The sequence below is a fragment of the Microcystis sp. LEGE 00066 genome (assembly GCF_015207925.1).
GTDB lineage: Bacteria > Cyanobacteriota > Cyanobacteriia > Cyanobacteriales > Microcystaceae > Microcystis > Microcystis ichthyoblabe_A.
The window spans coordinates 1-12,925 of the sequence record NZ_JADEVX010000125.1; the positions used below are offsets into that span (position 1 = coordinate 1).

The window sequence follows — 12,925 nt, forward strand, 5'->3', positions numbered from 1 at the left end:
TCACATGACCATGAGGAAGACTTCTAATCACTTCAAAATGATTGGGAATGCCTTCATTCATGGACAGTGTTGCCCCTTTGAGAGCCAGTTTCAAATTGTCGATAATATCATCGGGTAATTTTGAGAGGTTGGAAGGGTTCTTTTTCAGACTCGATCTCCTCTAAGAAATATTACAATCAATCGCTTTTGATATACGCTTTAAAAATAGATGATAATTGAAATCGGTTTTGCTCCCTTTGAATTAAATAACGTTGTTGCAAGGATTGTAAACCATTGATTAAATCACTAGCAGATAAATCTAGGTTATTTTTTAACTCCTCTCTAGATAAAGGTTGATCAACTTTACTTAATTCTAATGCGATTTGTTGGGCAAGGGGAGAACAGCGACCAAAAATTTGTTTTAAATGAGACTGCATTTTTTTAGTAATAACTAAGCTATTTTCTGCCAAGAAATCGTTAACCTTGCCATCAAAAACATCTTTAATCAAAACGGCAATATCGGTTAAATAAAAAGGATTACCTTCGTATAATTGAATTAATTCTAACCATCTTTCCCCATCTTGTAAACCTTTATTTTTAAGAAAATCAATCGCTTCAAATCCTGATAATTCTAAGCATTGAATGGGAGAATTTTCTTGATTAAGATAGTTCATTTCTGCGGATTTTTCTTGACTAATGAGAATAAAATGGCTCTGGTGTTGGATTTCTGCAATCAGTTTTAAAAAATGTTGATAACTACTATATTCAGGTTGATAATTACCCGCCATTTGACCAACAGCAAAAAGATTTTGAAAATCATCTAAGACGATTAAACATTTATGATTGCTTAGAACTTCTAACAATTGCTGGATTTTATTATCGGTGCTTTCTTTCGGTTCTTTTTGGCAAGTATTCAATAAATCATTTAGCCATAAATCTAAAGACTTAGGAAATTTTAAACTTTTCCAAATCACCACTTCAAATTGTTCTAAATTGAGATCAATAAATCTTTTAACTAGGGTGGTTTTTCCTATTCCCCATAATCCCAAAACGGCAATTAAGCGAGTATTTTGCTTAAACACCCAGTTCGAGATTGTTGCCAGTTCATTTTCTCGATCGTAAAAGTCAATAATTTGGGGAGCAAGGGTTAGATCATGATATGTCTGAGAATATTGAGAGTTATTATTACTATTTAAGTCATTTTCGTTATACAATCTTGTATTTTCTGTAGGACAAAGATTATTATTATTGCCATTAATACTATAAATATTAGAATTTTTTAATGATTTAATATACACTCTTTCTAAGACAGAACGGGAAGTAGATTTTTTTATATCTTTTTCTAAAACCTCTGATAAAAGCTTCCATAACTTAGCGCCTTCCTCTCTAATATGAGTCTCACTGCGGTGATATTCGTTACCTATTTCTTGATAACTCTGTCCTTGCCAACTCCCTTCAAAAATAGCCTTCTGGATAGTATTTAGCGGCTTTTTATCTCGCTCGATAAGGCGTTCGTCAATCAGTTGTAAAACTTCCGTGATATTCATACAATCGACACAGCAAAAGACTTTTGGGTATTATAGCCCAACTAAATCCCACTTTTTCCAATTTTCAGAAAAATTTACCCGACAAAACTCCCGATAAAATCCGATGTTTAGGGATTGTCAGTTTTTGGAAGCGTTTGGCATGATGGAATGTAGTTAAGCAAAACAGACCTAAAACTAACCACATCTAACTCAGCGACGCTAGTTCTAAGTATTATTGCTTATGTCTCAGTTTAACGTAGGTATTTTATGACGAAGTTCGTTTTAGACAAATATGCGCTCGATTCTAAAAAATCAGAAGCTAAGGCAAAAATCGTCGGTTCATTGGGTTCAAATGCCTCAATTTCAGGGGATCAGATAGAAGTCCCCAGTTATGACGCAAGCAAAGTGGTTCAGATTTTAAGTCAAGTTGGTATCAAGTATTCGGGGGGTTAGGTAATACTTATACCTTTATACCTTATTGTCATCGTTCACATCTGGAGATTTGATTATGGTGTCAGATAATGAGCCTAAATTTGAAAAAATAGCTGAAAATTTGGAAATATTCAAAGATTTTGTTAAAAGTATAGCAAAAGAACCGATATACGGACTTTTAGATACCTTGACAGAAAGGGAACTTGCTTCTGATCATAGTGTATTCACTTATGTTGAGGCTTTGGAGTACGCTATTGACATAAAGTTGAAATATCCTACTGTAAAGTCAACCTTGCTCAAACTTGATCGTTCATCTAAAGGATTGGTGATAACTCAGGTTTTTATAGACAATAAGGAAGAAATTATACCCAAAAAAAGAGGTTATTTAGGTAGAAAAGTCAGTGCAAAAAAACTTGATGAGGAATTGGATGACATTTTTGGCAACGATGATAGTGTTGTGATTGATTTAGCACAAAGATAAATAAGGAGTATTTACTATGTTGTTAGGTGGATTAGAGATTGTATTATTGGCTCTCTTATTGGGAGGAGCCGCCATAGCTTTGGCTATGATAAGTATTGCTGCTGTTATGGAAGTTATCTATAAATATTGGGATGACCTTGATGATGAAGTTCTCATAATTGACCCTAAAGCTAGTTCGGAATTAGCAAAAATTGCTAAACAAAAGGGTAGTAAGAAACACAAGAGATTTGTGTACAATCCAGTAACAAGAGAGGCTTTACTCGTTGAAAGTAACTCAATATCTAATCAACTTGAAGACGAGGATGTAGTTTATATCACGATTTAGGTAAGGCTGAGTAACAGTTAATTGCAACCGTGTAATACTTTATATATGAGGGTAGTCCTGCCTAAAGTTAATCGAAAATTATCAAGGACTACTTTTTATTGTAAATACAAAAATTTAGGTAAACAACATGGAAGACGAAATTATACTTCAGGATATACCGACTGCTATAGAAAGTGAAAAAGATTTTCTTGTTTTCAAAACCAGAATATATGCAGCTTGGCAAAGCTATTTAGAAAAAATCGGAAAAGAAAATTTACCTTTAATTGTTTCCTCAAGTGTAGATTTAAACTCCGTCAAAAATCTGAGCAAAAATAGTAACAAAGCGTCTGTCAGTAAAGCAAATTCTATTTCCCTAGAGGAAAGAGCGGAGCAGTATCGTAGCCAAAAGCCGAATTTTTCAATGGAACAATTAGTCGTTCCTGAATCAGTTAAGGAAGAATTACTAATAGCTAGTAAAATTTCAGTCCTTGAAAAATTAGTATTTGATGAGTGGGGATTAAGAAATATACAACCCTTCCCTTATTCTGCACTTAATTTCTACGGTTCACCCGGCACAGGAAAAACTTTGGCTGCGCACGCAGTAGCTTCTTACTTAGAGAGAAATATTTTACTGGTCAGTTATGCTCAGATTGAGAGTATGTATCATGGGGAGGGTCCTAAAAACGTTGAAGCCCTTTTTTATGCGGCTGAACGCGACAATGCCGTCCTTTTCATTGATGAATCAGATTCCTTGCTCTCTAAAAGATTGACTAACGTAACTCAAGGATCCGAACAGGCAATAAACTCTATGCGCAGTCAGTTACTAATTTCACTAGAGAGATTTCGAGGAATTGTCGTTTTTGCCACCAATCTAGTTGAAAACTATGATCCTGCATTTGAGACTAGGGTTCGTAATATATTTTTTCCAATGCCAGATCAAATTTGTAGAAACCTCATCTGGCAGAAACTTCTGCCGAAAAATTTGCCACTTCTAGAGGATGTATCTACCGAGAAGCTTGCTGAAATAGATGAAGTCTGTGGCAGGGATATACGTAATGCGATTATTGATTCGGCCTTAAAAGTTGCCATGAATAACGGTAGTACAATAGGTTATCGGGATCTTTCAGATGCGTTAGATGCTGTTAAGAAACGACGAGTCAAGCCCAATATTACTGTACATAAGTTAAATGAAGAAGAAAAACGAGCGATAAGTCTTGCAATAGCTGATAATGATCAAGAAAATCCCATATAATTAATTAGTGCGATCGCTTTTTTGATCGGGTGCATTAACAGAGTATAATGCACCTTATTTATTATTGTGTCTAATCTTTACAAAAACTCAATCTTTTTATACATATATTGAGGTTCTAAACATTCCCAAATTAAGACTAAATCACTGATAATTTTTCCAATTGGCTGACGTTGTTGGCGAGTGTAAATAATGCCACAATGTTCAATACCTGTAGAGGCCAAACTAAGAAAATCATCATCAAAAGTAAAAATGACTCGTTGTTGGGACAAAGCATAAGCTAGTTGTCTTTCATCAGATGCACCAATTAGACCCTCTTCTGGGGATGTTGTGACATCAACTCCCCGCATTCTCAAGCCGTTTGCAATAGCATTACTAACACTTTCATCCAGATGAAATTTAATCTTGACTGGCATTTTCACCCTGTAATATTTTCTCAATTAAAGATGGTTTGTTTCCTTGTAGTTGTTTAGCAAAAGTTTCTCCTGCTTCAATTTGTCGTCTAATTTCTTCTCGATTGTCATGGTAATAGGTCAAGGCCGCATAAACATCTGCTAGGGTAATAGTAGGATAATGATAAATAATTTCATCTGGTGACATTCCCATTCTTTCATGCCAAATTACAATATCTTGAACTTTAATTCGATGTCCAGCAATACGAGGTTTTCCACCACAGATACCAGGAGTGATTTCAATATGTTGTGAGATAACTAAAGATGACATAATTACTTGCCAATAAGATCAATCAATCCTTGTTATTATACCATTTTTTCCCAGTAAGGCAACATCAGTGCGATGCCGAAGATATTCGCAAAGCAGCACGCTGATTTTTTTAGGGTGCATTAACAAATTATAATGCGCCTTATTTGTTGTCTATTGATGAAGTGATCCAAAGACATTAATTCGAGGGATTGAGGTAAGGGCAGTTTGTTGGGTTGGTCTTGTGTTAAAATTAAGTTAGATATGTCTTAATTGATGAAACTTAGCAAGACAATGAATACTTCGATTACTTTTCAAGAAATCGCCGCCGAAATACAATTATTTGATAATATTGAACAAAAAAAACAATTTATTTTTGTGGTGGGTGCTTTAGTTTCTCGCATCATCAGTCTTCATAAAGCCGCAGAAATCATGGAAATGGATACAGAAATGTTCTTGAAAATTTTAGAATTAATGGGAATCGATTTTTCTTATCTTACTACAGAAGACATAGATAGAGAAAAAAAATGGTAATCTCTATGAAAATTGTTTTCAATTCTTCCCCTTTAATCTTTTTGTCTCAGTTAGGATTTTTAGAAAAATTCCTAGATTCTAATGATAATTTTTATTTGCCTGCAACCGTACAACAAGAAATTAATGCCAAACAAGATCAATCTTCAGAGACTCTTAATAAGCTGATCAATCAACAGAAATTAATTATCCTAAATATTAAATTAATCTCTCTAGCAAATAGTTTAAATGAACGTTTAGGGAAAGGTGAATCTGATGCCATTACTTTAGGAATAGAATTACAAACTGATTATATCATCCTTGATGACTTTGCAGCAAGAAAAGAAGCACTACACTTAGGCTTAAATGTTAAAGGAACTTTAGCGATTATTCGTAAACTTCTCAAAGAAGGAAAGATAGAAATTGAAAATTTGGAGAGTTTTTATCAAAGACTTAGAGAAATTAACTTTAGAGTCAAGCGTGAGATATTTGAGAGCATTTTTGGAGACTGAGTGTGATACTGAAGGCACTGCGTAGCAGCACGCTTATTTTTTCGGGTGCATTAACAGAGTATAATGCGCCTTATTTCTTGTTATTGATGGATTCCCACCATAACTTTAAATCACTTTCATTAATCTTTTTTTGAAGATATTCAATCTGATCTGAATAGCTGAGATTTTTCATGTCTTTAGCCATTTTTTCTTGACTGGTTTGTTTAAAAGCTAAACAGTCAAAACTTTTTTTAATTGTCGTTGGCTTCATCAATTGTTACCTCTAAAGGAGAAATAATAGTCAAAATCCCGTAGCCATTGAGTAAATTAATTTGATTATAGCCTTTCATTTTATCTAGGCGCACAATATGTTTAAAATTCCATGATATGATTGCATCCGCTACATGAGTAGCATCATTAATAGACTTTGATGTAACAACTCCTTCATTGATATAAGCATCCCTTAACTGTAAAACTTCAGGTGTTATCTTAACTACTTCAATAACTCTCTGCGGAATCGATAATAAAATATCTTTAACCGCTTGGGGGGAATTAATTAATTCGCTAACAATGATATCACTCATTAACAAAATAAACTTTTCTTGCTTAATGGCTTCCATCAATTGATTGAACTTTAAGGAAAATTCATCATCTAAACAGCCTCCAATGACTGATGTATCAAGATAAACTCTAAGTTTTTTCATAAATGATAAAAAAAGTTTTCTGATCTTAGTTTAACATCAAAAGTGCGATCGCCGCTCTTTTAGAGTGGATTAAGGTAGTGTAATGCAGCTTATTGATAATAGAATTTTTGAAACCTAAAAGTCGAGGGCTTTAGTTTTAAGATTTATCAAGCTTAAAGTACAGTTAACATTAAGCTATAATAATCATTAGCCAACAACAATTATTACTATGTCTTTTGCAGCTAAATATCGAGATCGGATTGTGATTAACCCAGACATTCGCAGTGGCAAACCTTGCATTGTCAATACTCGTATTGCAGTAGCAGATATTTTTGATTATCTAGGAGGAGGGATGACTATTGAAGAAATATTAGATGATTTCCCCGATCTTACCTTAGAAGATATACAAGCCTGTTTTGCATTTGCCGCCGAGCGGGATCGTCGTTTAATGGTTATTCCCTATGAAACTGCTATTTGACGAAAACTTATCACCTAAACTACCTCTGTTACTGGTATCACATTTTCCCGATAGCGCTCATGTTAGAGATTGTAGCCTAAAAGGGTTTCCCGATCAAAGGATTTGGGAATATGCGCGTATCAATGGATTTATAATTGTCTCGAAAGATGCTGATTTTTATCAACGGAGTTTGTTGTATGGCTAACCTCCAAAGTTCATCTGGTTGAGGATTGGAAATTGTACGACTTATCATCTAATCAGTCTTATTTTAAAACATAAACAAGCTATTAAGGAATTTAGCGATAACTCTACCGAGTCCGTTTTAGTAATTGCATAATCATATATTATCCTAAGCGATCGCTTTTCTGATCGGGTGCATTAACAAAGTATAATGCACTTTATTTATTGTTTATTGATAAAATGATCCAAAGACGTTAATTTAAAAGATTGAAGTCAGGGAAGTTTGTTAGGTTGGTCTTGTGTTAAAATTAAGCTGGAGTAAATTCTAATCCCCGATTAAAATTTCAACGGAACAATTACCATGAACTTTTATACCGTTATTCTGAGAAAAAGTGCAGATTATTGGGTTTCATTATGTCTTGAAAATGGATTAGTTGGACAAGGAGAAACTCAGGAAAAAGCTATTGAGAAACTAAAAGAAGCGATTGAATCTTTTTGGGAGATTTATCGTGATCAAGCCAATATCTATACCAGTCCTATTCCTATAGACGAACTTCATGAATTTTTAACTGTGGGAGATTCTGAAACTCCCGAAACTTACGAACTCAGAAAAGTTTATGCCTAAAAATATTCCTTCTCTTAAACCCAAAGCACTAATCAAAATTCTTGAAAAAGGAGGCTGTCAATTTTATCGAGAAGGAAAAGGTGATCATCGTTTATATTGTAGAGTATTGTATAATCAACGTCGAATCGTTCCTATCGATATAGGTGCAAAAGAAATGTCCCCTGCTTATGTTTTACGAATTTTTAGACAATTTGGTTTTACAGATGAAGAAATAGAACATTTATTAAAATAGATGATTGAATGCGTTTTTTTCAAAAGAATAAATTATCTATTTTATTACGCTTTATCTTAATTTTATTTCCAAAAGCTAAAATAAAGTGATAGCTACCTTTTTAAGGTACATTAACGCAAGAGTAAAACCCTCGATTGCTTGTTATAAATTGATTTAATGATTAATTTTCACCCAGTCATCGTCGATAAATTAGCCTCCCTTAAAAACAGGTAAAGTGACTATCACCATTTTGCGTAATTTTTGGCTCTGGTAATGAACTTTTGATTATGAAATGATCCAAAGACGTTAATTTAAAAGATTGAGTTCAGGGGAGTTTGTTGGGTTGGTCTTGTGTTAAAATTGGGTTAGGGCTAGTCTGAATCATTTATCCTGTATCATTTAACGGCGGAGAAAACTATGGTAAAAACCTTTAAAGCAATTTTGAAAAATAATACCCTTCAATGGCTTGATGAAACCCCTGAAATCAACTCCGAATATCCTGTTAATGTTGGTTCTTCGGTTTGTCTTATGCAATAGACGGGAGTTATAAGGGATGGAACCCTTATAGAGAAAGACATTGGGCGATTTTTGTCAATTGTTTTTTATCTAAAGCGAACTAATCAATTAAATCCCTTACCAGATAAAGATTTTGTTGATTTATGCCCCCCTATCGAACCATAACAAGTAACGAAGAGCCTTAATGTTTATATTACCTTACTAGAAGAAAATATTATTGGTAAAAATCGATCTAACGGTCAAAAAATGGCCAATGCTTTCAAAAAAATTGCTAACAATAATACTTTTACTGATGTTGATACCCAACAGTGGCAACAACAAAATCGGTGCGATCGCTCTCTTCCTAATCGGGATTAAATCATGTTATTAGATAGCAATATTATTATCTATGCCGCTCAATTGGAAAATGAGTTTCTCAGGGAGTTTATTGCAGAAAATTCTCCTTTCTTTTATTTCTCTCTATCTCATAAATGTACTGGTAGAAAACAGGAAAAAAGCTACGACTAGCGGGGATAAAAAAAGTATCTTGTATCGGAGACAAAAGCACTCTTATTATTGACGGAATAATTACTGATTCCTTGTATGGTTTAGCTCTCTCAAAAAGTCTCTGGGTATTTGACAAATACTTTCTCAGGGATATTATTCTCTTTTATATTTATTGTTAGGCTACCTTTGCGCTTGCTAATCTGTAAATAACCCAGATCATTGTTAACACCAACAACAATGGTTAATCTAAAGCTTTTATCTTTAAATTCTTTGATATTTGCTTGAAAAACTAATTTATTGGAACCAATAATCGTTTCTTTAATACTAGCATCAAGATTATAGGTATTAACAACTTCTTTTTCAATAAACTGGCTAAATTTATTGAGAATCTCATCGATTAATTCTTGATTAATCGTAATTTTTTTAATGGGTTTTTCCGAGTCAATTACTAAAGAATCAATTTCGGTATTTTCGGAAAACTTTCTAATATTGTCATCATTAAAAATTGTCCATAAAAGCTGAGAAACTAGGGTTTTGCCACTATTATTGTAGCCAATAAAAGTATAGAACTTCTTGGTTAAATCTATAGTTTGATTATTATTTCTAATTGATCCCAAATTCTTGATCAGTAGTTCCATATTATTTTGACCAATCACACCGAGAGAATAACTAATTGGCTCTTCTAGGTTCTGTGTGATAAGTTTAATTGACATAGGATCGATCGATCTTTGTGTCCTTTGTGTCTTTGTGGTTCGTTCCACCCCCTCGCTAGGAGAAATGTATCTTAGAATACATTTTACCCACCAAAGCTGGGAGAGCCACTAATTTTTTAAAGGTGGACAAAATGCCCACCCTTAAAACTATTGTAAACTGCTAGTTAACTGACTTTTGGCCTTAGCTAAAGCTTCGCTTAACTTACTAGCATCCCGTCCCCCAGCTTGAGCTAAATTGGGACGACCACCACCACCACCAGCGCAGATTTTAGCGATCGCACCGATAAATTTACCCGCTTGTAAACCCCGATCTTTAATCACCCGGGGACTAAAAGCGGCCACTAAACTCACTTTATCAGCTGCGGGAGTCGAGGCCAAAATCACTGCCCCTTCCCCTAATTTTTGCTGTAGTCTTTCGGCTGCAGCCATCAAAGCATTAGCATCAATATCGCCCAAAGAAGCGACTAATAGCTTAAATTCGCCGATAGATTCAGCTTGAGATAGCAAAGCATCCGATTTATTTAGTGCCAACTCCTGTTTAACCGCTTCTAACTGCTTTTGTGTCCCCTTTAACTCTGATTGTAGGGCCGTAATGCGATCGGGAATTTCCAGAGGTTTGACCTTAAAGCGATCGCACAAATCCCGCACCACCTGATCCCGTTCATTCAGGTATGCTAACACGGCGGGGCCGGCCACCGCTTCGATGCGACGAATTCCTGCGGCGATTCCCGTCTCGGAGATGATTTTAAATAAACCGATCTCGGCGGTATTTTTAACGTGAGTTCCCCCGCATAATTCCATAGAAACGCGAGGAATATCGATAACTCGCACTTCTGAGCCGTATTTCTCGCCAAACATGGCAATAGCTCCCTTTTGCTTCGCTTCTTCCAATCCCATCACCGCTATCTGGGTGTCATGCGCTTCGGCAATCCAAGTGTTAATCTGTTCTTCCACCTGTTGCAATTCAGCGCTAGTCAGGGGACGAGGACAGTTAAAATCAAAACGGAGGCGCTCAAAACTGACGAGGGAACCCGCTTGGGAAATCCCAGCATCGACAAGCTTTTTCAATGCCGATTGTAGCAGATGGGTGGCGGTATGATTAGCTTGGGCGCGACGACGACAGGAACGGTCAATCTGTGCATTAATTGTATCGCCGGTGGTGACAACTCCCCGCTCAATCCGACCAAAATGGATAAAAATCCCCGATTCTTTCTGCACATCCTCAACGCGGATAAGCAGATTATCTCCGGTTAAATAACCCTTATCACCGATTTGTCCACCCGATTCCGCGTAAAAAGGGGTTTGATCGAGAACTACCTGCACCTTAGTGCCTGCTGCGGCCGATTCCACCGTTTTACCAGCGACTAAAACCGCCGTTACTGTTGCGGTTGCTTGCAAATCCGTATAACCGAGAAATTCCGTCGGGTGAATATGTTCTGCCAGCTTATCTAAACTACCCTGTACCGTCAAATCTATGGTTTCGTGGGCGGCTTTTGATCTTTGCTGCTGTTTTTTCATTTCCTGCTCGAAACCCGCCGTATCGACGCTTAAACCCTGCTCCTCAGCGATTTCTTGAGTGAGTTCGAGGGGGAAGCCATAGGTATCATAAAGGGTAAAGGCATCGACTCCCGAAATCTGGCTTTTTTCTTTTTCTAGAATCGATTCGAGCAGTTTCTCGCCTCTTTCTAGGGTTTCTAAAAATCTCGCTTCCTCTCGCTCTAATTCTGCCTTGATCACCGTTTCCCGTTCCCGAACATTGCCATAGACGGACTCGGAAAGAGCGATCGCAACTTCCGCCACTTTGGTGATAAATTGACCTTCAATACCGATTAAACGCCCGTGACGTACTACTCTCCGAATCAGACGACGCAAGACGTAACCTCTGTCAGTATTCGATGCTGAGATGCCATCCGCTATCATGTGTACTACCGAACGCACATGATCGCCGATGACTTTTAGGGAAACTTTCGTTTTTTCGTCCGCTTTCTGGTAGTCTATGGCTGCTAACCGGGCCGCTTCGGCGACAATCGGGAAAATTAGGTCAGTTTCGTAGTTATTGGCGACTTTTTGCAGGATTTGCGCCATCCGTTCCAAACCCATCCCCGTATCGATATTTTTATTCGCTAGGGGTGTTAGATTGCCGTCCGCGTCGCGGTTATACTGCATGAAGACGAGGTTATAAAACTCGATAAAACGGCTATCATCCTCTAAATCGATGGTTTTATCCCCTAATTCGGGGTGAAAATCGTAGTAAATTTCCGAACAGGGACCACAGGGACCCGTGGGACCCGATACCCAAAAGTTATCCGCTTCGCCCATTTTTTGGATACGATGGGCAGGAATACCGATTTTATCGCGCCAGATAGCGAAAGCTTCCTCATCCTCTTTAAAGACACTAACAACTAATCTTTCGGGGGGAAGGTTAAAAACTTCTGTGGACAATTCCCAGGCCCAGGCGATCGCTTGTTCTTTAAAATAATCACCAAAGCTAAAATTGCCCAACATCTCAAAAAAAGTATGATGTCTGGCAGTCCGGCCGACATTTTCGATGTCGTTGGTGCGAATACATTTTTGGGAAGTGGTAGCGCGGGGAAATTCTGGGGTCTTTTGCCCTAAGAAAATCGGTTTAAAAGGGAGCATTCCCGCAATAGTCAGCAAAACGGTGGGGTCTTCTGGTACTAGAGAGGCACTAGGGAGAATTTTATGGTTTCTGGCCGCAAAAAAGTCTAAAAATCGCTGGCGAATCTCGCTTCCGCTTAGGTGGTTACTCATAGAAGATGTCAGTTAGTCAGAAAATGCCTATTTTATCCATTGTGGCATTTTTGCGTTTTAACTCTCCACCTTTACTCTCGCGCCGCTTGTCGGACCTGCTCTAAGTCTAAATCCAAAGCTTGAGCGATTTGTTCCACACTTAAACCCAAGGCAAGCAAACGGGGAATAGATTCCAGTTTTCCTTCCTGTCGTCCTTCCTGTCGTCCTTCCCGTTTAGTTGCTTCCTTCCATTCCTGATAGGTTTGAGATAAAGTCATAAACACCTCTCTATCTTCAGTTTCTAGGATGTTATTTACTTCCATACTAACCCGCCAACTAATCAATAATTCCAGCACATTTTCCCGGAAAGCATTACACGGAAGGGGATAAAATCCACAAACGAGGGGCATTGTCTTCATTGTAGCTCTGATTTTCCCGTTTAGCTTGTCTTTGCAGTTCGGATAAAATCGCCAAAAGTTTCGCTAAACAATTGCGAATCTCGCTACGGTTGGGAGGATTGCGATAGGGTTCAATTAAGACAGTATTAAGGACAATTCTGCCTAATAATCCCAGATAATCGGGGTTGGGTTCGGGATTGGGGGAAAAAAATAAATCTATCTGTCGGGTTTCGT

At 37.0% G+C, this 12,925-nt stretch carries 16 protein-coding genes and 3 pseudogenes; 11 read left to right on the forward strand and 8 right to left on the reverse strand.

Features of this window, described 5'->3' with window-relative positions:
* Positions 1-176: 176 nt before the first annotated feature.
* On the reverse strand, positions 177-1,526 hold the full coding sequence (locus tag IQ224_RS16155; RefSeq protein WP_194033213.1) for an ATP-binding protein: 1,350 nt from the start codon (positions 1,524-1,526) through the stop codon (positions 177-179).
* A gap of 246 nt (positions 1,527-1,772) precedes the next feature.
* Here IQ224_RS16155 and IQ224_RS16160 point away from each other — a divergent pair, with 246 nt between their 5' ends.
* The 4 genes from IQ224_RS16160 to IQ224_RS16175 all read left to right on the forward strand — a co-directional run bounded on the left by IQ224_RS16160 (position 1,773) and on the right by IQ224_RS16175 (position 3,974).
* Entirely contained in the window at positions 1,773-1,958 is a 186-nt protein-coding gene (locus IQ224_RS16160; protein ID WP_002754073.1) for a hypothetical protein, read from the forward strand.
* A 55-nt stretch (positions 1,959-2,013) separates the two neighbouring features.
* Positions 2,014-2,418, forward strand: a complete 405-nt coding sequence (locus IQ224_RS16165; protein WP_194033214.1) for a hypothetical protein — start codon at positions 2,014-2,016, stop codon at positions 2,416-2,418.
* Between the two features lie 16 nt (positions 2,419-2,434).
* Positions 2,435-2,743 carry a hypothetical protein gene (locus tag IQ224_RS16170; RefSeq protein WP_194033215.1) on the forward strand — a complete coding sequence of 103 codons (309 nt, stop codon included), beginning with the start codon at positions 2,435-2,437 and terminating at the stop codon, positions 2,741-2,743.
* A 127-nt stretch (positions 2,744-2,870) separates the two neighbouring features.
* Positions 2,871-3,974 (forward strand): ATP-binding protein, encoded by a 1,104-nt coding sequence (locus IQ224_RS16175; RefSeq protein WP_185238137.1) that lies wholly within the window; start codon positions 2,871-2,873, stop codon positions 3,972-3,974.
* Positions 3,975-4,051: 77 nt separating this feature from the next.
* On the opposite strand, the gene IQ224_RS16180 is transcribed toward IQ224_RS16175, so the two are convergent.
* Complete coding sequence (locus tag IQ224_RS16180; protein ID WP_002790889.1) at positions 4,052-4,387, reverse strand: DUF5615 family PIN-like protein; 336 nt, start codon at positions 4,385-4,387, stop codon at positions 4,052-4,054.
* The gene (locus IQ224_RS16185; RefSeq protein ID WP_194033216.1) at positions 4,371-4,694 is read right to left on the reverse strand and encodes a DUF433 domain-containing protein; all 324 of its coding nucleotides are present in this window, start codon (positions 4,692-4,694) and stop codon (positions 4,371-4,373) included. The genes IQ224_RS16180 and IQ224_RS16185 overlap by 17 nt, the downstream gene beginning before the upstream one ends.
* Before the next feature lie 270 nt (positions 4,695-4,964).
* Here IQ224_RS16185 and IQ224_RS16190 point away from each other — a divergent pair, with 270 nt between their 5' ends.
* Both IQ224_RS16190 and IQ224_RS16195 read left to right on the forward strand, forming a co-directional pair.
* Entirely contained in the window at positions 4,965-5,204 is a 240-nt protein-coding gene (locus IQ224_RS16190; protein WP_194033217.1) for a UPF0175 family protein, read from the forward strand.
* Positions 5,205-5,209: 5 nt separating this feature from the next.
* Positions 5,210-5,692, forward strand: coding sequence for a DUF3368 domain-containing protein (locus IQ224_RS16195; RefSeq protein WP_036390009.1), 483 nt, complete (start codon positions 5,210-5,212; stop codon positions 5,690-5,692).
* 70 nt (positions 5,693-5,762) lie between these two features.
* Here IQ224_RS16195 and IQ224_RS16200 read toward each other — a convergent pair whose 3' ends face one another.
* Together IQ224_RS16200 and IQ224_RS16205 are read right to left on the reverse strand one after the other, a co-directional pair.
* Positions 5,763-5,942 (reverse strand): hypothetical protein, encoded by a 180-nt coding sequence (locus tag IQ224_RS16200; RefSeq protein ID WP_159251988.1) that lies wholly within the window; start codon positions 5,940-5,942, stop codon positions 5,763-5,765.
* Positions 5,923-6,375, reverse strand: a complete 453-nt coding sequence (locus tag IQ224_RS16205; protein WP_194033218.1) for a hypothetical protein — start codon at positions 6,373-6,375, stop codon at positions 5,923-5,925. The genes IQ224_RS16200 and IQ224_RS16205 overlap by 20 nt, the downstream gene beginning before the upstream one ends.
* A gap of 208 nt (positions 6,376-6,583) precedes the next feature.
* Here IQ224_RS16205 and IQ224_RS16210 point away from each other — a divergent pair, with 208 nt between their 5' ends.
* From IQ224_RS16210 to IQ224_RS16230, 5 genes and pseudogenes are all read left to right on the forward strand, one after another.
* Positions 6,584-6,832 carry a DUF433 domain-containing protein gene (locus tag IQ224_RS16210; RefSeq protein ID WP_002735373.1) on the forward strand — a complete coding sequence of 83 codons (249 nt, stop codon included), beginning with the start codon at positions 6,584-6,586 and terminating at the stop codon, positions 6,830-6,832.
* Positions 6,816-7,148, forward strand: a pseudogene (locus IQ224_RS16215) (DUF5615 family PIN-like protein). Before IQ224_RS16210 ends, IQ224_RS16215 begins: the two are co-directional and overlap by 17 nt.
* 204 nt (positions 7,149-7,352) lie before the next feature.
* Entirely contained in the window at positions 7,353-7,616 is a 264-nt protein-coding gene (locus tag IQ224_RS16220) for a type II toxin-antitoxin system HicB family antitoxin (RefSeq protein WP_194033219.1), read from the forward strand.
* Complete coding sequence (locus IQ224_RS16225) at positions 7,609-7,848, forward strand: type II toxin-antitoxin system HicA family toxin (RefSeq protein WP_002798208.1); 240 nt, start codon at positions 7,609-7,611, stop codon at positions 7,846-7,848. Before IQ224_RS16220 ends, IQ224_RS16225 begins: the two co-directional genes overlap by 8 nt.
* A gap of 855 nt (positions 7,849-8,703) precedes the next feature.
* Positions 8,704-8,850, forward strand: a complete 147-nt coding sequence (locus tag IQ224_RS16230; RefSeq protein ID WP_002747325.1) for a hypothetical protein — start codon at positions 8,704-8,706, stop codon at positions 8,848-8,850.
* Here IQ224_RS16230 and IQ224_RS16235 read toward each other — a convergent pair.
* The 3 genes and pseudogenes from IQ224_RS16235 to IQ224_RS16245 all read right to left on the reverse strand — a co-directional run.
* Positions 8,783-9,467, reverse strand: a pseudogene (locus tag IQ224_RS16235) (ATP-binding protein); the annotation flags it as partial. The gene IQ224_RS16230 and the pseudogene IQ224_RS16235 sit on opposite strands and share 68 nt — an antisense overlap.
* A gap of 222 nt (positions 9,468-9,689) precedes the next feature.
* Positions 9,690-12,314, reverse strand: coding sequence for an alanine--tRNA ligase (gene alaS / locus IQ224_RS16240; protein ID WP_194033220.1), 2,625 nt, complete (start codon positions 12,312-12,314; stop codon positions 9,690-9,692).
* Between the two features lie 71 nt (positions 12,315-12,385).
* Positions 12,386-12,925: pseudogene (locus IQ224_RS16245) on the reverse strand (Rpn family recombination-promoting nuclease/putative transposase); the annotation flags it as partial.